The 21,062-nt window shown below is 69.6% G+C and carries 19 protein-coding genes; 5 read left to right on the top strand and 14 right to left on the bottom strand.

The annotated features are described in order from the left end of the window. Positions 1–70: 70 nt before the first annotated feature. Both G4D83_RS05450 and G4D83_RS05455 read left to right on the top strand, forming a co-directional pair. Positions 71–1,633 (top strand): M4 family metallopeptidase, encoded by a 1,563-nt coding sequence (locus tag G4D83_RS05450; protein WP_240356167.1) that lies wholly within the window; start codon positions 71–73, stop codon positions 1,631–1,633. A 45-nt stretch (positions 1,634–1,678) separates the two neighbouring features. Further along, complete coding sequence (locus tag G4D83_RS05455) at positions 1,679–2,515, top strand: hypothetical protein (protein ID WP_163863479.1); 837 nt, start codon at positions 1,679–1,681, stop codon at positions 2,513–2,515. Between the two features lie 66 nt (positions 2,516–2,581). Here G4D83_RS05455 and G4D83_RS05460 read toward each other — a convergent pair whose 3' ends face one another. From G4D83_RS05460 to G4D83_RS05475, 4 genes are read right to left on the bottom strand one after another with little or no spacing between them, the layout of a single operon-like run. Next, complete coding sequence (locus tag G4D83_RS05460) at positions 2,582–3,250, bottom strand: hypothetical protein (protein ID WP_163863481.1); 669 nt, start codon at positions 3,248–3,250, stop codon at positions 2,582–2,584. A gap of 53 nt (positions 3,251–3,303) precedes the next feature. After that, complete coding sequence (locus tag G4D83_RS05465; protein ID WP_163863483.1) at positions 3,304–3,723, bottom strand: hypothetical protein; 420 nt, start codon at positions 3,721–3,723, stop codon at positions 3,304–3,306. A 57-nt stretch (positions 3,724–3,780) separates the two neighbouring features. Beyond that, entirely contained in the window at positions 3,781–4,950 is a 1,170-nt protein-coding gene (locus tag G4D83_RS05470) for an FG-GAP repeat domain-containing protein (protein WP_163863485.1), read from the bottom strand. Further along, positions 4,947–5,342: a hypothetical protein gene (locus G4D83_RS05475; RefSeq protein WP_163863487.1), complete on the bottom strand. Its 396-nt coding sequence runs from the start codon at positions 5,340–5,342 to the stop codon at positions 4,947–4,949. The genes G4D83_RS05470 and G4D83_RS05475 overlap by 4 nt, the downstream gene beginning before the upstream one ends. A 206-nt stretch (positions 5,343–5,548) precedes the next feature. Between G4D83_RS05475 and G4D83_RS05480 the strand changes: the two genes are divergently transcribed. Both G4D83_RS05480 and G4D83_RS05485 read left to right on the top strand, forming a co-directional pair. Next, a complete protein-coding gene (locus G4D83_RS05480) occupies positions 5,549–7,528 on the top strand; it encodes a HEAT repeat domain-containing protein (protein WP_163863489.1) in 1,980 nt (659 codons plus the stop codon). Positions 7,529–7,660: 132 nt separating this feature from the next. Beyond that, on the top strand, positions 7,661–8,815 hold the full coding sequence (locus tag G4D83_RS05485) for a hypothetical protein (protein WP_163863491.1): 1,155 nt from the start codon (positions 7,661–7,663) through the stop codon (positions 8,813–8,815). A 69-nt stretch (positions 8,816–8,884) separates the two neighbouring features. Here G4D83_RS05485 and G4D83_RS05490 read toward each other — a convergent pair whose 3' ends face one another. The 5 genes from G4D83_RS05490 to G4D83_RS05510 form a co-directional block, all read right to left on the bottom strand. Beyond that, on the bottom strand, positions 8,885–10,921 hold the full coding sequence (locus G4D83_RS05490; protein WP_240356168.1) for an ATP-binding protein: 2,037 nt from the start codon (positions 10,919–10,921) through the stop codon (positions 8,885–8,887). Between the two features lie 271 nt (positions 10,922–11,192). Then, positions 11,193–11,852 carry an acyltransferase gene (locus tag G4D83_RS05495; RefSeq protein WP_163863496.1) on the bottom strand — a complete coding sequence of 220 codons (660 nt, stop codon included), beginning with the start codon at positions 11,850–11,852 and terminating at the stop codon, positions 11,193–11,195. Between the two features lie 130 nt (positions 11,853–11,982). Continuing rightward, positions 11,983–13,728 (bottom strand): histone deacetylase family protein, encoded by a 1,746-nt coding sequence (locus G4D83_RS05500; RefSeq protein ID WP_163863499.1) that lies wholly within the window; start codon positions 13,726–13,728, stop codon positions 11,983–11,985. A 243-nt stretch (positions 13,729–13,971) separates the two neighbouring features. Further along, entirely contained in the window at positions 13,972–14,676 is a 705-nt protein-coding gene (locus tag G4D83_RS05505; RefSeq protein ID WP_163863501.1) for a phosphatase PAP2 family protein, read from the bottom strand. Between the two features lie 126 nt (positions 14,677–14,802). Continuing rightward, positions 14,803–15,255 carry an ExbD/TolR family protein gene (locus tag G4D83_RS05510; RefSeq protein WP_163863503.1) on the bottom strand — a complete coding sequence of 151 codons (453 nt, stop codon included), beginning with the start codon at positions 15,253–15,255 and terminating at the stop codon, positions 14,803–14,805. Between the two features lie 178 nt (positions 15,256–15,433). On the opposite strand from G4D83_RS05510, the gene G4D83_RS05515 reads away from it, so the two are divergent. Next, the gene (locus G4D83_RS05515) at positions 15,434–16,000 is read left to right on the top strand and encodes an imm11 family protein (RefSeq protein ID WP_163863506.1); all 567 of its coding nucleotides are present in this window, start codon (positions 15,434–15,436) and stop codon (positions 15,998–16,000) included. Between the two features lie 14 nt (positions 16,001–16,014). Here the strand turns inward: G4D83_RS05515 and G4D83_RS05520 are convergent, their stop codons facing one another. The 5 genes from G4D83_RS05520 to G4D83_RS05540 form a co-directional block, all read right to left on the bottom strand. Next, positions 16,015–16,257: a hypothetical protein gene (locus tag G4D83_RS05520; RefSeq protein ID WP_163863508.1), complete on the bottom strand. Its 243-nt coding sequence runs from the start codon at positions 16,255–16,257 to the stop codon at positions 16,015–16,017. Between the two features lie 62 nt (positions 16,258–16,319). Next, complete coding sequence (locus G4D83_RS05525; protein ID WP_217911142.1) at positions 16,320–17,045, bottom strand: hypothetical protein; 726 nt, start codon at positions 17,043–17,045, stop codon at positions 16,320–16,322. After that, positions 17,045–19,030, bottom strand: coding sequence for a serine/threonine-protein kinase (locus G4D83_RS05530; RefSeq protein WP_240356169.1), 1,986 nt, complete (start codon positions 19,028–19,030; stop codon positions 17,045–17,047). Before G4D83_RS05530 ends, G4D83_RS05525 begins: the two co-directional genes overlap by 1 nt. 107 nt (positions 19,031–19,137) lie before the next feature. Beyond that, positions 19,138–20,181 (bottom strand): hypothetical protein, encoded by a 1,044-nt coding sequence (locus tag G4D83_RS45910; RefSeq protein ID WP_240356170.1) that lies wholly within the window; start codon positions 20,179–20,181, stop codon positions 19,138–19,140. A gap of 105 nt (positions 20,182–20,286) precedes the next feature. Further along, the gene (locus tag G4D83_RS05540; protein WP_163863514.1) at positions 20,287–21,021 is read right to left on the bottom strand and encodes a Dickkopf N-terminal cysteine-rich domain-containing protein; all 735 of its coding nucleotides are present in this window, start codon (positions 21,019–21,021) and stop codon (positions 20,287–20,289) included. Positions 21,022–21,062 lie beyond the last annotated feature (41 nt).

Here is a 21,062-nt window from a genome sequence, read left to right on the forward strand (position 1 = left end):
TTCGCCCGTCCATCGGACGCACCCGCGCTGGAGCCGTGAAGCAACACCCACCAGAAGACAGGAGCGCGTCGTGACTCGGACTTGGAAACAGGGATTGATTGGAGCGTGCTGTGCCGTATTGAGCGTCGCGTGCGGCGACGTCCCGGCGGACCCGGCCGAGGCTCGGGACAGCACCCGGCAGGCGCGACAGGACGCCCTCGCCGCGCTGGGCCGCGTGGAAGTGGTCGACGTGGGGAAGGACGGCACCCCCCGCTTCATCCGGGGGCGGCTGGGCACGGCGGATACCGCGCTCGTCTCGCTCAGGGCCGGTGACGCGCTCGCTCCCGCGCTGCGCGCCATCGCCCCGGTGTTCGGGCTGCGCGCGGAGGAGCTGACGGTGCGCTCCAGCCGCGTGGATGACCTGGGCTTCACGCACATCCGCTACGACCAGACGCGCCAGGGCACCCGCGTCATCGGTGGTGAGCTGGTGCTGCACGTCAACACTGCGGGCCTGGTGTACGCGGCCAATGGCTCGGCCCGAGGCGCTGGCGAGCCCGCGACGCTCGCGCGGCTTCCCATCGACGACGTGAAGCGCGCGGCGCTGGAGGGACTCGACACGCTCGTCGTCGAGGGCGAGCCCCGCTTCGTCTACTTCCTGGGCGCCGAGGGCACGCTGGCCTCCGCCTGGGAGGTGACGCGCGCGGGCACTCGCGAGGACGCGCCCGCCAGGGACCGCGTCTACGTGGACGCGGCGTCGGGCCGGGTGCTCGACGTGCAGCCGCTCATCCACTCCGCCATGAATCGTCGCATCCACTCGGCCAACAACCAGTGGACCACGCCCGGCACCCTGCGCCGCATCGAGCTCGGCGGGGCCACGGGCGACAACCACGTCGACGTGAACTACGACCACGTCGGCACCACGTACGCCTGCTACGAGACGATTTTCGGTCGCGACTCGTTCGATGACCGGGGCGCCACCATCACCAGCACCGTGCACTACGGCTCCGCGTACGTGAATGCGTACTGGGACGGCATCCAAATCGTGTTCGGTGACGGCGACGGGGTGAACTCGGGCCAGCTCGGCCTGGATTTGGACGTGGTGTCGCACGAAATCACCCACGCCGTGACGCAGTACGAGTCGGGGCTCGTGTACCGCAACGAGTCCGGCGCGCTCAACGAGAGCCTGTCGGACATCGCCGCCGCCATCTGCGAGAGCTGGACTCGCGGCGGCGCCATCGACGCGGACGTCTGGAAGATTGGCGAGGACATCTGGACGCCGAACATCGGCGGGGATGCGCTGCGCTACATGGACAGCCCCACGCGAGACGGCTCGTCCAGGGACTACTACCCCGAGCGCTACACGGGCACCGCGGACAACGGCGGCGTGCACTGGAACTCGGGCATCCAGAACCTGGTCTTCAAGCTGCTCGTGACGGGCGGCACGCACCCGCGCGGCAAGTCACCCGTCAACGTGACGGGCGTCGGCATGAACCGCGCGGCGCAGACCTTCTACTTCGCCGCGACGAACTACTACACGTCGACCACGACGATGTCCCAGGCCAAGGCCTACACCATCCAGGCCGCGGCGGACCGCTACGACGCCTCCGTCGTCAACGCGGTGCGAGACGCCTGGAGCGCCGCGGGCGTGCCGTAGGCCACGCCAGCGCAATCCACACCCCAAACACCTCAAGGAGAACCCATGAAGAATGTCTTCATCGCTGTCGCTGTCTTGTCTGTCTGTCTCTCGAGCACCGCCCTGGCGCAGTTGTCCACGCGCTGCTTCCAGGATGACCAGCTCACCACGATTGAGCTCGCCCGGGGCCGCAACGCCTGGGCCCGCAAGTGCGGCCTCATCACCGCCACGCGCGAGGCGTACCTCAACACGGAGAACGAGTACCAGGTCTTCACCAACGGCTGCTTCGCGTACCCGGCCGTGCCCGCGGGTTCGACCTGCTCGTTCTTCGTCCCGGCCGAGGAGTCGGCCACGTGCATCTCCGGCCTGAACAAGCTGGGCACCTGCGTCGCCGGCTGCACCACGCCCAGCCAGAAGGTCGCCTTCGGTGGGCGGATGCTGCCCGTGCCGGAGGCGTATGCGTCCGGCCTCACCACCGTGACGTCCCTGAGCCCTGACTCGGAGCCGGGCTTCCTGCGCTACGGCGAGCAGACCATCCGCAGCTACGTCGCGGGTGACACGCAGGAGGACATCTTCACCCTGGAGACCCAGGAGGGTCGCCGCCTGGAAGTGACGGCGGAGCACCCGATGGTCCTCGAGGACGGCACCATGGTGAAGGCCCGCACACTGAAGGCCGGTGACACGCTGCTGGGCGCCGACGGCGTGAAGCTGCACCTCAACCGCGTCACCGTCTTCAACTTCAAGGGCCAGGTCTGGAACGTCCGGCCGGAGAGCAAGGTGAAGCTGGAGAACGTGATGAACGCGGAGGGCTTCCTCACCGGCTCCGTGCGCTTCCAGAACGAGTGGGCCCAGGACGACTACCGCCTGTCCCTGCGTGACGACGTGGACGTCGGCGGCCTGTAGTCCCGCGCGCTGAAGCCTCCAGGTCGGGACTCCGGCGACGTACGAGCCGGAGTCCCGACCGCTCCCTCAGGGAGTGAGCTGTGGAATGGGGCACTCGGCGGGGCTCAGGCACGGGGCCGCGAAGCCGCAGTCCTGGCTGCAGAGGAAGCGGTTCTCGATGCCAGTGCAGAGGCCGTCCCCACAGAAACCGCAGTCATGCAGACAGCTGCTCCACGTCTCCGAGCCCGTGCAGAAGTTGTCCCCGCAGTAGCCGCAGTCCGTGGCGCAGGAGAACACGTCCTCTCCACCCGTGCAGGCACCGTCTCCACACGCGGAGCCACAGTCACCGGGACACGTGGCGGTGGACTCGCCCGGCCCACACGTCCCGTCGCCGCAGGGGTTGGGACAGCCACAGTCCACGGAGCAGGTATACGCCGTCTCGCCATTGCACCAGCCGTCCCCGCAGTAGCAGTCGGACGGACAGCTCCCCTCGCTCTCGCCGAAATCACAGGAGCCGTTTCCGCACCAGGTGGGTGAGCCGCAGTCCCACGAGCAGCTCCACGAGTCCTCACCCGCGGCGCAGTAGCCATCACCGCAGTAGCTCTCACACTCGTAATAGGGACACTGGGGCCGCAGCGGGTCCACCACCTCGCCCGCCTGGAGATACTGCAGCGGACACTGGCAGGCGGGGAGCGGCTGGGAGGACTCGCCGAGCGCTTCACTCGAGCCCTCTGGAGCCACGACTCCGCAAGCCATCCAGGTCACGCAGGCCCACAGGACCACGGTGAGGCGGCCGGTCGCCGCCGCGCTCACGTGGGGCCCGCCGCGTCACGCGGGAGCCAGGCGGGCCACGCGGGCACGGAGTCCTCCAGGTATGCCAGCAGGGAGCCGCGCGGCGGAGCCACGGTGCTCGCCATACACGTTCCGAGGTTGACGAGCCCCGTCACACAGGGCGCGCTGGGCGAGACGGGCACGAAGTACAGACAGTTGTTCGTGGAGCACGGGTACTGGAAACAGCCGTTGGCGAAGACCTGGTACTCGCTGTCCGCGTTGAGGATGGCCTCCTTCGCGGCGGAGATGTAGCCACACTTGCGCGCCCACGCGTTGCGTCCCTGGACCTGTTGCGGCGTGAGGTTGTCGTCACCGCCGCACCGGCCGCTGAGCTGCGCCTGGGAGGGGCTCGCGAAGCCCACGATGACCAGACCGACGATGAGCCAGAGCTGCTTCATGCCAACCTCCACGATGGATGCGGACTGAGAAGGACCACGTTGCTCCCGGGTACGCACCTAGGGCTCACGGCGAACCGTGGAGCCCAGGAGGACCTCCACGGTGTCCGGCGTCGTCCACGCCAGGTCGGGGAAGCCATCCGCGTCCAGGTCCTCGGCGACCAGGGACGTGGGCGCCACGCTGGACGCCACTCGCACCGGCGCGCCGAGCTGTCCGTCCGCCGTGCCGAGCAGCAGGTAGACACCGCCGGACATCCCCGCGTGGGCGATGTCGCTGCGCCCGTCCTGGTTGAAGTCGGCCACCACCACCTCTCCCGGCTCGTTGGCGAGGATGGGCGCGATGGAGGTGAAGCCGCCCCGGCCGTCACCGAGGTGCACGGAGAGGTAGCCGCTGTCCGACAGGCCATGGGTGATGACGAGGTCCAGCTTGCCGTCGCCATTCACGTCCACGGGGGCGAGGCGGAAGGGCTCGTCGTCCGCGGACCCGCTGAGCTTCAGCGGAGGAGCGGCGGTGAGCTTCTCGTCCTTGCGCGCGAGCAGGATGTCCACGGTGAAGCTGTTGGTGTTGAGGACGAGGACATCGGGCAGCGCGTCGTCGTTCACGTCCGCGACGGTCAAGTCCCGAGGCAGTCCGGTGACGGAGTGAGGCACCGCCTCGCCGAAGGAGCCATCGCCACGGCCCTTGAGCGAGGTGATGTTCCAGAAGCCCGCCGAGCCGGCGTTCTTCGTTATCGCGTCGAGGTGCCCGTCTCCGTCGAGGTCCGCCACCCGCACCTGCTGCGAGTGATTGCCCAGCGAGTAGGGGATGCCCTCCTGGAACGTGCCACCCGCTCCGCCCAGGCGCACCGTGAGGGCGTTGGAGAAGTGGCCGACGATGAGCAGGTCCTGGCGTCCGTCGCCATTCACGTCGCTGACGGCCACGTCCATGGGCGTGGTCCCCGCGGCCAGGCACCGGGCCGCCGCGAAGCGCCCTCCTCCTTCGCCCTGGAGGATGCAGACCTGCTCCTCCTGCGAGGCGACGAGGACCAGGTCCTTCCTCCCATCGTCGTCCACGTCGGCGATGTGCAGCCCTCGCGCCTTGGACCCCCCCGCCTGGAGCGTCGCCCGCGTCTCGGAGAAGCCGAGCCACTCGACCTCCACGTCCGAGAAGGCCCGAGGGGAGATGGAGGAAGACGTGCATGCCAGCCCGGCGCAGCAGCCCAGCACGAGGTGGTGGAGACGGCGGCTCATGGTGCTTCCTGTCTCTGGAGGGTAGGAACCGCGAACAGGTCCCCCAGCAGGGATGCGGAGCAGGAGGAGTCTCCGGGTTGGCAGTCCACGGTGAGCCCACCGGGACACCCACAGTCCACGGGGCAGGTGTTCACCGTCTCCGCGGTGCAGACGCCATCACCACACCAGCAGTCGCTCGGACACGTCGCCTCGTTCTCCGCGCCCACCTGACAGAAGCCGTCCCCGCACCCCAGATGGCATGAGCCCATGCAGGAGTCGGCCAGCGAGGAGACCCGGGCGACGGGACACGTGCGGACCGCCTGGACTGCCTGGGCCTGGGTATCGAGCCCCGTGGACGGTGGCGCTTCTTCCCGGGCGCCACAGGCCGCCAGCAACGTCAGCGCGAACCCCACCAGCCACCGCCAGGACTCCGGACGCGAGACCGTTCGAGACTCGCACACTCCGGGTATGAGATGACGAAAGCGGCGTCGACTCAGCATGTCAGCCCCACGATAAGGGATTTCGCTATATTCTCGGAGCCCTGGCGTTCCCAGTCATTCAATGACAAGCGTGGGTTGGGACACATCCCCCTGTCAAGGAAGCGTCCCCGGGAGACACGATGCGCCGCAAGCGACTTCACGTCGTCGGGTTGGCAGCGTTCCTCCTCCTCCTGGGGCTGGGCGCGGTGTGGTGGAGGCAAGCGGGGGAAGCATCTTCCGCCCCGGTGGGAAACGCGGCGTCATCCGTGCGGGCAACGGAGCCTCCACCGCCCTCCGAGGCCCCGCGTGACGCGGTCGGAGGACGGGCGTGGGTGCCGGGCTCGCTCCACCGTCACGCGTTGAGCCTGGGGCTGACAGTGTCCTTTGGCCAACAGAACGCGCCCGCCGCGTCCACCGGCTCCGGCATGCGCTTCGCCGTCCAGGGTGAGTGGGACGTCGGCATCGTCTCCGTCGAGGGCGACACGGTGCTCGTCCGCTTCCATCTGCGGCCCACGAGCTTCGAGCTGCAGGTGGAGGGACAAGGGGCGCTCGCGCCCGAGCAGCGCCAGGCGATGGTGGCGGCGTTGTCGCTGCCCTTCTTCGCGACGTTGGACAGGACGGGCGCGGTGTCGCTGACGCACTTCGAGCAGGGCGTGGACGAGTTGGCGCGAGGGCTGCTGCGCTCCGTCGTGGCGTCGTCCCAGTTCGTGGTGAACGGCATGCCCGGGACGTCGTGGAGCACCGAGGAGCAGGACACCTCCGGCCAGTACCTCGCGGCGTACCAGCGCCAGGGCTCCAGCCGCTTCGAGAAGCGCAAGCGCGCCTATACCGCCGTGGCGACGCCTCAAGGGCTCCAGCCGTTGGGCACATCCCCGCGCATGAGCGTCAGCGGCGGCTCCACCTTCGAGCTGGGCGAGGGCGCGTGGCTGCAGACGCTCCAGACGCGTGAGCAGCTCACGGTGGACTCGGGCGAGGGCCTGCCCACGGTGACGAACGCGACGGAGCTGACGTTGCGGCTGCTGGAGCGTCGACAAGACGCCTCGCTGCGGAGCGCCTTCGCCGCGCGCTCGGGACTGCTGACCACCGCGGCGCTGGCCTCGTTCCAGGGACAGGCGACGGACCCGCTCGCGCACCATCGCCAGGTGCTTGGCTCGCGGACGTTCGAGGACATCCTCGCGGACCTGCGCGCACTGCCCACGGACGAGAAGGCCCGGGACGACGCGAGGACGCGGGCCCTGGAGCAGCTGCGCGCCCTGTTCCTGCTCCGACCCGAGGAGGCCGCGCGCATCCCCGCGCTGCTGCGCGAGAAGGGCCTGTCCCCGCTCGCCGCCAGCGCGATGCTGGGCGCGCTCTCCGCGGCCAGTACGCCGGAGTCCTTGCGCGCGCTGGCGTCGGCCACCGTCGACACCGCGCTGACGACGGACGTGCGCATGGACGCGGTCTCCGCGCTGGGCATGGCGGACAACCCCCTTCGCGAGGGCGTGGACACGCTGCGACAACTGTCCCGAAGCGAGGACCCACGCCTGCGAGGCACCGCGACGCTGGCGATGGGCAACGCGGCCATGCAGTTGAACGACACCGACGGGCGCGGCTCCGAGGCGCTGGTGCAGGAGCTGAAGAACGACTACCGCGCCGCGCGAGACGCGGACCAGCGAGCCCTGCTCCTGCGCTCGCTGGGCAACACCCGTGCGCCGGGCGCGCTCGAGTCCATCATGGACGCGCTGCGCTCCGACTCCGTGAAGGTGCGCGAGGCGGCCATGGTGGCGCTGCGCGGGATTCCCGGCCCGGAGGCGGACCGCCTGCTGGTGGAGCGACTGGCGAACGATTCCGCCTCCGAGGTGCGCCGGGCCGTCGTCTTCGCCTGCGGCTTCCGTCCCCTGGAGCCGCTGCTCCTGCCCATGCTCGGACAGGCGCTGCGCGAGGACGTGTCCGACGGCGTGCGCTCCGACATCGTCCAACTGCTCGGCCAGCACCGGGGCAACACGCCCGGCGCCCTGGCCCTGCTGCGCTGGGCAAGCCAGCACGAGCGCCATCCCGATATCCGACGCATGGCCACCACCTACGTGGAAACCCCCACCACGCCTGTCACTTCTCAGTCAGCACCAACGCCCATGCACTGACGTTGACGCGGCGGACCGTGAGAAGTCAGACATACCGACGGCCCCCGTGACGTGTTTTCACGATTCAAACACATCCACGGACTTCACCCGGAGTAAATAGACAGCCTTCCACCTACCCCCCGGGAGGCCCACATGAACAGGGCACTGTCGCGCGTCGTCGCGACGCTGCTGGCCGTGGTTCCAGGACTCGTCGCCGCGCAGAGCTACGTCGACCCGAGTCCCTACGTCGTCCAGCCCTCGAAGTATCCGTTCGCCGTCTACGCCCCGGGCACACCGCTCAACAACACGGTGGCGTGGGAGTCCCAGGTGGCGCCGTTCGTCCCGGGCGCCAGCTACACGACGAACCAGGAGTACTCCATCCTCCAGGACGAGGCGAACCGGACGGGCGGCCAGCTCCAGTTCGACCTGTCCGACTACACCCACAACATCGACATCCAGCAGGCGGTCATCCCGGAGGCGTTCCAGCACCAGGTCCCTCCGGCGACGGAAATCATGCCGTGGACCAACCCGGCGCAGACGTTCAACAAGTCCTACGTGCGCACGGAGAAGTTCGGCAACAGCCTCTTCGGCGCGGGCTACCACCTCAACGCGGTGCTCACGGCCGAGACGGCGACCGTCAACGCGGACAAGAAGGTCGTCGCGGTGGCGGAGGGCAAGCTGTTCGCCGCCGTGTTCTCCTCGGAGCATGACCTGGTGCGCGGGCGCGCGCAGGTGGTGGGGCAGAACGGCGGCGACAACAGCGGCACGGCGGCGCTCTACGTGCTGGGCCAGGAGGTCTGGTCCACCAGCCTCTACGCCACGTACTCACCGCCTCCCATCAACTGGAGCCGGACGTTCTTCAACGCCTCCAAGACGTTCATGGTGGGCCCGGTGCCCATCACCGTGAAGGCGTCGCTCTCCGGCGGCGTGAAGCTGGCGGTGCAGGGACTTGTCGGCCCCACGGTGGCGCGGCTGTCGGCGATTCCGGGCGGCTGGTCCAACGTCGCCGCGTCCGCGTCCGTGGACGTCATCATCGTCGCCTTCGGCGTGGAGGGCAGTCTGGCCCTCATCAACGCCACCCTGCCCGCCTCGGGCGAGGTCTTCTGGCCCGTCTGCTCGCTCGACTGGAAGCTGAAGACGGACCTGGACCTGAACACGCTCTCCGGAACCCTGAAGGCCTTTGCTCGCGTCCGCCTCCTCTTCTTCAAGAAGACCTGGTGGGTGACCATCGCCCAGTGGGGTGGAATCACGCACCAACGGACCCTGCTGGGAATCGAGGGCTCACAGCCGCTGGGCATCTGTAGCTGACGCGCCTCTTCGAGCCACACCCCTCGCGGGCGATACGCGCGCGCGAGGGGACTCCCTCACCGTCAGGGCTCAGAGGCCGTGACGGGCGACGGAGTCCAGCGGAGACGCGGCGTGCAGGGCCACGCGGAAGGTGGTGCCCACGCCCACGGCCGACTCCACGGAGATGTGGCCACCCAGCGCGGAGACGATGGTGTCGCAGATGGACAGCCCCAGGCCCGTGCCCAGGCCCGCGGACTTGGTGGTGAAGAACGGGTCGAAGATGCGACGCAGGTGCTCCGGGGGGATGCCGCCGCCCGTGTCTCGCACCTCCACCAGGACGCGCTCGCCGTCGTCCGGCCGCGTGGTGATGCGAATCTCGTTCGTCTCCGACTGGCCTTCTTCAATCGCGTGCGCGGCGTTGATGACCAGGTTGAGGAACACCTGGAACAGCTTGCCCTCGTTGCCGCGCACCAGCGGCACCACGCCGTAGGTCTTTATCAGCCGCGCGCGGGGACGCACCTCGCTGGCCGCCATCTGCGCCACCGAGTCCAGCACCCGGTGCACATCCACCGGCTCCTCGCGGTTGTCCTCCACGCGGGAGAAGACGCGGAGCTGGCGGACAATCTGCCGCATCCGCTCGGCGCCCTCGCGCGCGTCGTCCAGCACCTGGCGGCACTCCACCAGGTCATCGGGAGTCAGCGGACGCGCGCGCGGGCCCACCGTGGCGTGCAGGAAGTCCAGGTTGGAGAGCACGTAGGCCAGCGGGTTGTTCAGCTCGTGCGCGATTCCGGCGGCGAGCAGGCCCATGGAGGCCATGCGGTCGGCGAGGATGAGCTGCGCCTGGGAGCGCTTCCGCTCGGTGAAGTCGCGCGCCATCGTCACCCACGCGGGCGTTCCATCGAAGACGACCGCGAGCGTCACCAGGTCCGCCACCACCGTCTCGCCATCGCGGCGCACCAGCGGCACCTCCACCGCGCGCGACGACCGCTTCCCCTCCAGCGCCTGGCCTAGATAGAGCTGGGCCGCGCCGCGGTCCTCCTCGCGCACCAGCTCCAGCACGTGCGTGCCCACCAGCTCCGCCGCGTCCCGGTAGCCCAGGTACTGCACCAGCGCCGGGTTCACCGACAGCAGCACGCCGTCCCCCACGTGCACCATGACGGGGTCCGGGAAGGCCTCAATCAGGAGGTGGACGCCGGCCTCGGTGCGCCGCAGCGTCGTCTCCGTGCGCACGCGCAGCGCCTTGTCCGTGCGCTGCTCCAGCGCGAGCGACAGCGTGCCCGCGGCGCCCGACAGGAGGTTGACCTCGATGGGCCCCCAGGGCCGCGCCTCGCGACAGTTGTCGAAGCCGATGACGCCGAAGAGCTGCCCGTGCACATGCAGCGGCAGGAGCAGCACCGAGCGCACGCCCTGCGCCTCCAGCATCGGCGCCAGCACGGGCGTGAAGCTCGTGGGAAAGCCCTGCACCGGCTCGCCGTGCATCAGCGCGGAGGCCTGCTCGGGGAGGAGCGCCTCCAGCAGCGGCAGGCCGTGCATGTTCGGGTCCTCCAGGTTGGGAGGAATCCCCGGCATGCACCACTCCGCGCGCTGCGAGGCGAGCGGCTCGCCTTGCGGACCGCGGTGCATCTCGAAGACGTAGACGCGGCTGGCATTGGACACGCGGCCCAGCGGCTCCACCACGGAGGCATACAGGTCCATGGGGAGCTGGTGCGGCATCATCCGCCGCTGCACCTCCACCATCGTCTCCAGGTAGCGCTCGCGCGTGGCGACGGCCTCCTCGGCCCGACGGCGCGAGTCGATATCCAGCAGCGTGCCCACGACTTCACCGGGCAGTCCGGGCACGCCTCGCGCGGTGAGCACCACCCAGCGCGCGTCGTCGCCCACGGACAGGCGCAGCTCCTGGCGCGCGTCGGGCAGGCGTTGCGTGGACACCGACTCCAGCAGCGCCCGCGCGGCGTCGCGGTCCGGCGGGTGCACGGCCTCCACCAGCGGGTGGCCCTGCGACACCGCCCTGAGCGTCCCCGTCAGCTTCTCCCAGCCGGGGCCCAGGTAGGTGACGCGGCCTTCGGCGTCGAGCTGGAAGACGACTTCACTGAGCAGTCCCTCCAGCACCTGGAGACGCCGCGCCATCGCGGCTCCGCTGTCCGCGGAGGACGAGGATGCGCGGGGGGAATGGCCACCCTCGGTCGCCTCGGGAACCGGTCCTGGAGCCTCGACACGCCCCACGTCCCGCCGCTCGTCTGCCACTTCGGCCTCCTGCGCCCTCGGCGGGGGTCCAGCGCCCAGGCAGCGCACATGGCTGCCAGAAGCCTGACCAACACCCTGTGCCCCTCCCGGTGGCGACGTCTGCTCCCAGCATAGAGCCGGCGAATGTCGGGAAGTCAATGAAGCCGGAGAAGGTTCACTCCTGGTCGCCCGGTTCCCACCCGCCCGGGGCCCCCGAGCGGTGGCGCTCCCGGCGGTCGCCGAGCACACGGGCGGGCACCCCTCCGACGACGGCCCAGGCGGGCACATCGCGGGTGACGACGGCGCCCATGCCCACCACGGCGTGGTCCCCCACGGTGACGCCATCCGTCACGCCCGCGTTGGCACCTATCCACACATCCGCGCCCAGGGTGATGCCCTGGGAAGTCACGGGCTGCTCTCTCACGGGGCGGTCCGGGGCGAGGCCATGGTCGAAGGCGTAGAGGGTGGCGCCGGTGGCGATGCGGGTGCCCTCGCCGATGCGGATGCCGCCCGCGCCGCCGTCCAGGCTCACTCGGGCGTTGAGGCTCACGCGAGGCCCGAGGACGACGGGGCCATGGACGAAGGCGTCCGCGGCGATGCTGCACCCGGGGCCGATGACGACGGCGCGGCCGGGCTCGGCGAAGATGCGGGCCTGCGGGGCGATGAAACAGCCCTCGGCGATTTCGACGGTCTCCAGCTCACGCAAGAGGTCCTGCACCTCGCGCTGCCAGGCGTCCGCCCACGCGCGGTGGCGGGGCTTGAGGGAGAAATAGAGCCACGGCATCCACGAGAGCCGGAGCTTGTGCTGCTCACGGCGGAGCGCGTCCAGGTCCACGGCCCCTGCCTACCATGAGCCCTGGGGGTTCGTGGTGGGTGCCAGGAGGGCGAGCGCCTGCCCGAGGCGCGGTGACGGACTGCCTCCCGCGAAGCGCGCCTCGAGCGGACGGACGCGCCTGGCGCCCCACTCAGTGCCGGGGCTCCACGGTGAAGTGGCAGCGCTCGCGCTCGGCGGCGATGACGTCGGTGTCGACGGGGACGGGCTCCAGGCGCAGGACGAGGTCATCCGGCTCCCAGCGGTAGGGCTCGCCGTTGAGCGACACGCGGCCCTCGGCCACGGCGCGCGTGGCTTCGAGCAGGGGCAGGTGGGCCAGGTCTCTCATCATCGCCTCGAAGCGGCCCTGACGCGCGGGGTCGACGAAGCGGAAGCGGGCCCGGGCGACCACGGCGAGGTGGTACCACATGGGGCGTGAGGCGACGCCCGCGAGGCCGAGGCGTCTGGCCATCAGGACGAACATCTCCGTGGCCTCGCGCGCGAGGCCGAGGCCGGGGACGTCCTGGCCCGGGAGCTGGGGGCGGCGCTCGCTGAAGCGTGCTCGGGGGTGACGCAGGCTGAGCCAGTTGACGAAGAAGAAGGGTTCGCCCGCGATGGTGCGTCGCTCCACCACGGCGTCGACGAGCAGGTGTTCTTGTCCGCCCGCGCGGCCCAGCACCTTGATGCGGTCTCCGACGCCGGTGGAGCCCACCTCCACGCGAGGTCGGCTGTAGCCCAGTCGCTCCACCTGCCAGAGGAGGCCGTAGCGGAAGAGGGCGTACTCCAGGGACTGCGCCGTGTAGAAGCCGAGCACGCGGGGCTGCACCGCGCCGCCCAGGCCGAGCGAGCCCTCCAGGTCCTCCAGCGTCAGCGGCTCATCGAGCGGCTCACCTTCCTGCGAGAGGAGGCGGGAGATGCGCTGATAGCGGGCGCTGAGCGGGTCATAGCGGTCCTTGATGCGGCGCCCACCCATGTCGGACAGCACGAGCACGGTGCCGGCGAAGACCTTCCACGACTCGGCGTGGTAGCCGCCGCCGGGGAGCCAGACGCTCGGCACGCCGCGCAGGGCGCGCGCCAGGAGCTGGTCCCTGCGCCGCGCGCCTTGCACGGTGAGGCCCACGCGTCCGAAGCGGTCACCCGCGAGCACGTCACAGCCGGCGATGACGAAGGCGAGGTCGGGCTTGGGCATGCGCGACAGCGTGGCCTCGAGCAACGCGAGGTAGCCGTCGTCGGTGACGCCCTCGGGCACGCGGGTCTCGTCGACGCCTTCGGGCAGTGCGCCCCAGTCGCTGCCGGAGAGTGAGCCAATCCAGACCTTGGGATGTCCGGCGAGACATTCGGCGGTGCCATCGGGAGGATGGGCGTCGAGGTCGAGGACGACAGTCTGTCCTTCGTAGCCATCGGCGTTGAGGGAGGCGAGTGCGACGGCGATGTCATTGACGGCGCAGAAGCCACCGCCGCGGCCGGGAGCGGCATGGTGGAAGCCGCCGGACATGTTGACGACGGGGCCTCTGCGGCCGAAGGCGAGGCGCGCGGCGCCGAGGGTGCCTCCGCAGACGAGGCGCACGTTGGACAGGAGGGTGTCCACGGGCACTTCGGACGGGTCGACGGCGTAGATGCGCGCGAGGGTCTCCGGAAGGCTGAGTGACTCCAGATAGGAGGCGTCGTGGATGCGGGACATCTCCGCGTAGCTCACGGGCCTGGGTCGGTGCACGTCCGAGGGACGGACGACGTGTTTCTCCAGCAGGTACCAGGTGGTGAAGTCGACGCCGCGCGGTTCGACGCCGACGGTGGACTCGATGCCGGTGAGGGGGAGTCGGTAGTCCTCGTCGTAGAAGATGGGGACGTGCTCGCTGCGCAGCGAAGGGAACCACCGACCCAGCCAGCTCCACACGCTCATTCCGCGAACCTCACGGGAGAGGGGAACGGTCGCGGTGGGGAGGGACGGGAGAGACGACGCACGGGGTCACGACTTTCGCCCAGAGGACGCCGCGTGGGGGCTTTTTCGTGAGGCCTGGCGTGGGGATGCGTTCGTGTCCGACGCTGGGAACTGATGCCCTCTCGGTCTCCTAGAGACCGAGCAGCCCTGCTGGACGAGTCGTTGGCCTACTTCTGCACGGAGAGGATGAGCCACCGGGCGATGTCACTCCACCTCGCGGCGCGTCTCTTCACGCAGGGCTGGGCTGCGACGTCGCAGGCCACGCGCGACGAGCGCCGTCAGCAGCGCCCACGCGAGCCCCGCCACCCAGCCGCCCAGCACGTCCGTGGGGTAGTGCACCCCCAGGTACACACGCGTCAGTCCCACCAGCACCGGGAGCAGCAGCGCCACCGTGAGGATGTATGCCTTCACGCGCCTGCTCTCCGCGAGCTGTGCCAGGAGCGCTCCCAGCGTGAGGTACACGATGGCCGACAACATCGCGTGTCCGCTCGGGAAGCTTGTCGTCATCACCTGCTTCAGGTGTGGCACCACCGAGGGCCGGGGCCGCGAGAAGAACTGCTTCAGCGCACCGTTCAGCAGCGTCCCGCCCACCGTCGCCACGAGCAGCAGCAGCAACGTCCGGTAACGTCGCACCAGCAACAGGAAGCCGCTCACCGCCAGCGTCACCAGGATCAACACCGGCGCGCCCCCCAGTGATGTCACGTCCTCTGCGGAGAGCCGCAACCACCACGGCCCCCTCGGCACCAGCGGATCCTCTGGACTTCGCAGCGCTCGCAACACCCGTTCGTCGAAGTCCTGAGTCTCCCCCTCCGACACCTCGTCCGACAACGCGATGAACCCCAGACAGCACACGCCCAGCAACAGCAGCATCCCGAAGAGCCGCGTCACCGCCACATTCTGCTGGGACATCCTCGCCCACAAGCCTCGCCACATATCCCCGACACTATGCCTGGGCCCGCGCATGGAGGCCCGCATGACGTGCGGACTGTCGCCTCGCGGGCTCCGGACTCGGTACCGGAACCCACGGACGTGTCCTCAGGGCGTCAACGGGAACGGCGTGCCCGCGCTCGCCTGACCCTCGGGCTTCACCACCGCGAGCGACACCTTCTCCGCCCCGGAGTCCTTCGCCAGTTGCATCACCTTCATCACGTCCGCGTACGTGAGCGACTGGTCCACCTTGAGCAACAACCGCCGCCGAGGCACTTGCGTCAGCTCGGCCTTGAGCTTCGCCTGAAGGACGCGCTCGTCCGGATAGGCCTCGGATTCCACGAACAGCTTTCGGTCCGGAGTCACCGAGAGGATCAACGGGTCGGGCCCATCCTCCTCCTCGATGTGCTTCGCCTGGGGAAGTTCCACTTCCTTGCCTCGCTTCATCATGGGCGTCACCACCATGAAGATGATGAGGAGGACGAGCACCACGTCGACCAGGGGAGTGACGTTGATGTCACTCTTCATTCCACCCCGGCCACCACCGCTGGACATGCCCATGCGCGACTGCTCCTTGCGTAGAAGGGACAGTCACAGTGGTACACGCGCACGAAGACCCGTTGGCGGGCGGACGTCCCGCGTCGGGTCATCGTTCCGTCACGACGCGGGCGTGGACGCCACGAAGGGGACGGACATCAACAAGCTCCTGACTGAGCGCCAGCAGCGATAGAACCACGCCATGCCCACTCGATTCTTCGACCTTGCCGAGAACGTTCAGGCCGGGAGCTGGTACCTGGGGGACCCCGAAGACGAACGAGGCCAGGAAGTGGAGGACCCATGGAGCTTCAGGGCGGGGCGGCCTGTCCAAATCAAAGGCCCTCTAAAAATACCCATTGATGAGCCAGGCAAGGCACTGGACTTCTCCACGGCGGGCGTGGGCGTGACGCCCGTGGTCCACGTCAGGGTGGCGGAGATCTTCAAGGAACTGGCCCCCGATGACGTGCAGTTCATCCCCGTGTCCATCAAGGGGCACCCGGACCAGTACCTCATCCTCGTGGCCACGAAGCTCATCCGCTGCATCGATGACGCAGCGTCCAGGGTGCAGCGCTGGGAGCCGGAGGATGGACTCCCCGAGAAGGTAGGCCAGTACTACGCCGTCGATGACATGCGCATCGACCTCGGGAAGGTGGGAGATGCCAAGGTCTTCCGCACGGAAGGCTGGGACATCGCGCTCATCGTCTCCGAGGACATCAAGAAGGCTTTGGAGCGCGCGAAGGCTACCGGCGTGAAGTTCTCACCGGTGTAGTTTCTTGGGGTCTTCTACCTGCGAAGCCGGAGCCGGTCCTGTCCCGCGCTGCCCAGGGCCGCGCCGAGCACGCAGAAGAAGTGCAGCACGAGGCCGGGGAAGATGAAGAACCAGTAGCCCGCGCCGACGAAGCAGAACCACAGGATGGCTCGGAACAACTGCCCCTTGTAGAGCTGGCCCAGGCCCGGGAAGAAGAACGACAACACCCCGGCAATCAAGGGGTTGAAACGGCGCTCGCGGATGATGTCGGTGGTCATGTCGGCCTCCAATCCTCCCCTCTTAAAAGCGGGCTCCCCGAAACGAAAATCCCGCCCGTCCCTCAGGGCACCGGCCGAGCAGACGGGGCGGGCGTCAACACCATCCCATCCAGGACACCATACGCATAGGCCGCCGCGAAGGCATAGGCGCCCACCAGGTACGTCACGTTGAGCGTCCGCGCCGTCCCCGCGTCACTCGCGCTGTAGCGGCCGTCCGGCCCTCGCATGGAAAGCGAGGCCCCCAACGAGACTCCCGCCGCCGCGAGCCCCAACCCCTGTGTCACCGCCATCACCGCGCCCATTCCCGAGCGCCCATGCTTGAAGTGCCCCACCCCCAACGGCGCCAGATACCAGGCCCGCGTCGGCATCGGCGAAGCGGGCACCGCGACCTGGCCCACGGGGTCGACGATGGGCGTCGGCGGTGGGAGCAGTCGAGGACGTCGCTCCGCGCTCAGCTCCGCGATGCGCGCCTGGTGCTGCACACGCGCACGCTCCACGAAGGCGAGGAAGTCCGGCGGATACAGCAGCGGGTCCAGCACCGCGTCACCGTGCACGGCCAGCCCTCGCACCACCTCGTCCTCCGCCCGGGCGAGTTCCTCCTGCGCATGGTAGGTGGCCGCGAGCAGCAGGTGCGCGTCCGCCTCCAACGCGTCTCCGTCGAGCCGCAGTGGATAGAGCAGGGACTCCAGCTCCGCGCGAGCCTGGGACAGCTCGCCGGACTGGTAGGCACCGCGCGCGCCGTCGAGCGGGGTGGCCGCGAGCACAGTCATCAACAAGGCCGCGCCCATCACGGCGTCACGTCCAGCGTCACTTCGAGACGACGACCAGCCACCACGTCCACCTCTCGCTGCAAGGGAGGCGCACCCGCCCGGCGCGCCGTCACCGTGTGTCGCCCATGTTCGACGGCCACGGGGCCAGGGAGGGGCGCGACGCCCACCTCCCGGCCATCCAAGAAGAGCCGCGCACCCACGGGCGCCAGGATGAGCACCTCCGCCTTGCGCAACGGCAACACCACGTCACGCACCACCGTCTCTCCGGGTGCGAGCGTCACCACCTGGTCGACCTCGTCACACAGCGGGTTGACGAAGCGCAACTGGTAGGTCCCCGGTGGCAGCGAGAGTTCACGTACGCGCGGCGTGTAGCCCCGACTCTCGCCATTCACGAACACCTCCGCCCACGGACGCGCCGTCACCTTCAGCACGGCGGGACGCGCAGGGACAGTGGTTCCCGCGCTTGGGCTCGTCGTCGGCACCAGGGCATCGGAGACGGTGATTCCCATGTCCGGGCTCTTCATCGGCGCTGGGGACTGGGACGCCTCAACGGGCTCCCCTCTCGTCGAATGTCTCGTCGGCGCTGGGGACCCGCCGGGCTTCGCTGGGGCCACTTCCTCCGAACGTCCCGTCGGCGCAGGTGACTCGCCGGGCTTCGTGGGGCGCTCTGTCCGTGGAGCAGGTGGCTCACTGACACCCGAGGGAGCACGAGACCGCTCGTCGACGGAGGTGGAGGAGGAGCCATCCACGGGCACCGTCTCTGGGGACACCTGCGCTGACGGAGACTCCGCACCACGCGACGGCGTCCCTCGTTCAATTGCCTGAGGCGTCTCCACCGCGGAAGAGCCATCACCCGCCCGCTGTGCGGACTTCGCTCGCTCGGCGGTGATGGCTTCGCTCGAAGGCTCGGTGACGCGCGCCCCTTCCACTCCGGAAGTCCCGCTCCGTCGAACCAGCGTCCATCCACCCCACCCCACCGCCGCGCAGAGCACGAGCCCCGTGCCCACGGCGCCAGCCCGCCACCCGGAGCGCCTCGGCCGCTTGCGCAACAGCGCCACCACTTCGGCGGAGGTCGGCTCCAGCACCAGCGCGGCGTTGAGGACCTTCGCGGCCCGCGCGCCCTCGCCGCGCGCCAGCAGTCCACGCCCCTCCTCCAACAACCGCTCGAAGCGCTCCCGACGCCATCGGGAAACAGCCGCTACCGGATTGCCCAAGAACTCCCGAGCCACCTCCGCGGGCGGTCCCACCCCGCGCTGAAGCAGCTCCTCCAGCGCCGCCGCGAGCACGGCCCCGTCACGAGGCCTGTCCCGCGCGTCCTTCGCCAGACACCGCGCCACCAGCGACGCCAGTGGCTCGGGCGTGCCCGGCACCACCTCCGTCAGCGACGGCGACTCCTTCGTCATCACCGACGCGGCCAGATGCGCCGCGCCCTTGCCCGCGTGCGGCGTCGTCCCCGAGCACAGCTCGAACAGGATGACCCCCACCGCATACACATCCGAGGCGGGCGAGTACGCGCCCGTATCAATGCGCTCGGGCGCCATGTACGGCAGCGAGCCCGTCACCGCCCCTGTACTCGTGAGTCGCTCCTGGTCCTCCAGCGCGGCGAGGCCGAAGTCCGCCAGCTTCAGCGGCCCTCCCTCCGCCACCAGCACGTTGTCCGGCTTCACGTCGCGGTGGACGATGCCGCGCGCATGCGCCGCCGCCAGCGCCCGGGCGAGTTCCCAACCCAGCACCATCACCGCCTCGGGCGGCACCGGCGACAGCCTCCCCGCCAGCGCGCGCAGGTCCTCGCCCCGCACCCACTCACAGACGAGAAACGGGCCATGCGCCCCGTCCTCGCCGTAGTCGTGAACCTCCAGGACGTTGGGATGGTGGAGGGACGCAGCCAGCTCCGCTTCCCTGCGGAAGCGCTCAGCGCGGCCCGTGCCACCTCCCGGGTGCATCCGCTTCAGCGCCACCGGGCGCGACAGCCGCAGGTCCGTGGCCAGGAAGACCGTGGCCATTCCCCCACGCCCCAACTCCCGCTCGAGTCGGTAGCGGCCCGCAAGCACCTCACCCGTCATCACCCGCGCATTCTCCGGGAGCGCGCCCCCGCGAGCAACCCGGCGGATTACAGCGACAGCCGACAGGCCTTCGTGTCCCCTACCTGCTCGCAGGCCCCCACCGCGCCTCCAGGGCAATCCCGGTCCAGCCGGCAGGGCTGCCGACACCGCAAGGCCGCTCCCGACGACAGGCACACGCTACACGGCGAGCAGTCCATCGAGTTCTCACAGACCTCCCCCACCGACACCGGCGTGCCCGAGCATGCCTGGACGCACAGCCCGTCCGGGGAACACTGGTAGCCCGGCTCGCAGAGGCCGCCACCGGCGTTCGGGTTGCACTTCTCCTCGCACCGCATCCGCTCCCTGGGACACCCCGCGAACGTGGGACAGTCGAGCGAGTCCGTGCACGCCTCTCCCAGTCGAGGACCCACGACACACGCATCATTCGAGCACCGTCGCCCGCCCCGACACGCGAAGTCCGACACGCACGTCAGCGTGCACTTCGAGTCCTCGCAGGCCGCGGCCGGGTCCGCGCACTCACACGCCCGCGAACACGTGCCTCCCACCGCCACCGTGCTCGAACACCCCGCGTCCGGCGTCCCGCACCCCGTGCCCGTACAGCCTCCATCCGGTACACCGCACCCCGAGCCCGTGCAGCCCCCGTCTGGCACCTCGCACGCGGCACCCGTGCAGCCCCCGTCCACGGGCGTCGTCACCGGCACACAAGCAGTCAGCGGCTCGCCCGCTTGAGGCACCGCGCCACAGCCGTATCCCGAGCGAGCACAGTCCTCACCACAGGCTCGCAAGCACTGTCCCAGCCCCGTCGCGCACACGGTGCCTCGAGGACAGTCCCGCGCCTCGGAGCACTCCCGCAGGCAATACCCACCTGGGAAGCCCAGGCCGCAGGTGAGGCCCTCGCCACACTCCGAATCCGCGCCACAGGCCTGCCCCACCCGCTCGGCGTCCACGGGCTCGCAACCTCCCCGCACACAGACCTGTCCCTGGGAACACTCCTGGGACTCGTCACAGCGGATGCGGATGTCGAGCGGACAGCCCGGCGCGACGAGCAACACGAGCACGGGCAGCAACGAGAGCGGAAGAAGGCGGCGCATCACCAAGGCCCGGTCGACTCTATGCGGAGGGACGCTCGAAGCGCAGCCCCTACATAGAAGGGCCCCGTGTCCCCCGACTCGGGAACACAGGGCCACCTCCGTCCGCTACATGCAGGCGCCCATGACGCCGGGAGCGGCGAAGCACTGGCCGCTCTTGCAGTGCGCGTTCTCCGTGCACGGGAAGCCGAAGGCCCCCGGGCTGCAGAACCCCAGGACGGCGCCAACGACGGGCTTCACGCAGCTCCACGATGAGGGGCAGTTCGAGTTGTCACGGCAAAGCCCCTGCATGCAGAAGCGGCCCTTGTTGGCCAGGTAGCCGTCGTTGCACACCGCGCCGCCCAGGCCCGTGGGGCAGGCGCCGTCCTCGGCGCACGGCGCGAAGCTGGCGCAGTACGGCTGCCGCGAGCCGTCGTCATCCGGGTCCAGACAGACGGAGTAGTTGTCACAGCCGTCCTTGAAGTCGCTCGTCTCCGGGTTGCACGAAGGCGGGTTGGTCGGAGGCGCCAGGCTGCACAGGCCCTCGATGCAGACCTGGTTGCTCAGGCACTGGCTGTTCGAGGTGCACGTCGGCACGTTCTTGCTCTTGCAGTAGGAGGCCAGGGTGCCCGTGTCCTCGGCGTCGCAGTACTGGTCCGCCGCGCAGTTGGCGTTCGACTGACAGCCGAGCGCACACAGGCCGTTGAAGCAGAACTGCCCGGAGGGACAGGCCTTGCTCGCGCTGCACAGCGCGGCGTCCTGCTGGCTGGGGTTCTCGTCGGGCCCCCCGCCGTCATCGTCCTTCGTGCTGCCACAGCCCACGACCGCCATCGCCAGGAACAATCCCATCACGACATGTTTCATGTGCGTCTCCCCGAGGTTCGGTTGCACCGTGGCGGCTCTCC

Source organism: Myxococcus eversor, from assembly GCF_010894455.1.
Classification (GTDB): domain Bacteria; phylum Myxococcota; class Myxococcia; order Myxococcales; family Myxococcaceae; genus Myxococcus; species Myxococcus eversor.

What these genes read in the sequence shown, in the direction of transcription:
- G4D83_RS05455 (WP_163863479.1), top strand. Translation starts at nt 1,679, where the DNA reads ATGAAGAATGTCTTCATCGCTGTCGCTGTCTTGTCTGTCTGTCTCTCG.
- G4D83_RS05460 (WP_163863481.1), bottom strand. Translation starts at nt 3,250, where the DNA reads ATGGCTTGCGGAGTCGTGGCTCCAGAGGGCTCGAGTGAAGCGCTCGGC.
- G4D83_RS05465 (WP_163863483.1), bottom strand. Translation starts at nt 3,723, where the DNA reads ATGAAGCAGCTCTGGCTCATCGTCGGTCTGGTCATCGTGGGCTTCGCG.
- G4D83_RS05470 (WP_163863485.1), bottom strand. Translation starts at nt 4,950, where the DNA reads ATGAGCCGCCGTCTCCACCACCTCGTGCTGGGCTGCTGCGCCGGGCTG.
- G4D83_RS05480 (WP_163863489.1), top strand. Translation starts at nt 5,549, where the DNA reads ATGCGCCGCAAGCGACTTCACGTCGTCGGGTTGGCAGCGTTCCTCCTC.
- G4D83_RS05485 (WP_163863491.1), top strand. Translation starts at nt 7,661, where the DNA reads ATGAACAGGGCACTGTCGCGCGTCGTCGCGACGCTGCTGGCCGTGGTT.
- G4D83_RS05490 (WP_240356168.1), bottom strand. Translation starts at nt 10,921, where the DNA reads ATGGCGCGGCGTCTCCAGGTGCTGGAGGGACTGCTCAGTGAAGTCGTC.
- G4D83_RS05500 (WP_163863499.1), bottom strand. Translation starts at nt 13,728, where the DNA reads ATGAGCGTGTGGAGCTGGCTGGGTCGGTGGTTCCCTTCGCTGCGCAGC.
- G4D83_RS05505 (WP_163863501.1), bottom strand. Translation starts at nt 14,676, where the DNA reads ATGTCCCAGCAGAATGTGGCGGTGACGCGGCTCTTCGGGATGCTGCTG.
- G4D83_RS05510 (WP_163863503.1), bottom strand. Translation starts at nt 15,255, where the DNA reads ATGGGCATGTCCAGCGGTGGTGGCCGGGGTGGAATGAAGAGTGACATC.
- G4D83_RS05515 (WP_163863506.1), top strand. Translation starts at nt 15,434, where the DNA reads ATGCCCACTCGATTCTTCGACCTTGCCGAGAACGTTCAGGCCGGGAGC.
- G4D83_RS05520 (WP_163863508.1), bottom strand. Translation starts at nt 16,257, where the DNA reads ATGACCACCGACATCATCCGCGAGCGCCGTTTCAACCCCTTGATTGCC.
- G4D83_RS05525 (WP_217911142.1), bottom strand. Translation starts at nt 17,045, where the DNA reads ATGGGCGCGGCCTTGTTGATGACTGTGCTCGCGGCCACCCCGCTCGAC.
- G4D83_RS05530 (WP_240356169.1), bottom strand. Translation starts at nt 19,030, where the DNA reads ATGGCCACGGTCTTCCTGGCCACGGACCTGCGGCTGTCGCGCCCGGTG.
- G4D83_RS45910 (WP_240356170.1), bottom strand. Translation starts at nt 20,181, where the DNA reads ATGCGCCGCCTTCTTCCGCTCTCGTTGCTGCCCGTGCTCGTGTTGCTC.
- G4D83_RS05540 (WP_163863514.1), bottom strand. Translation starts at nt 21,021, where the DNA reads ATGAAACATGTCGTGATGGGATTGTTCCTGGCGATGGCGGTCGTGGGC.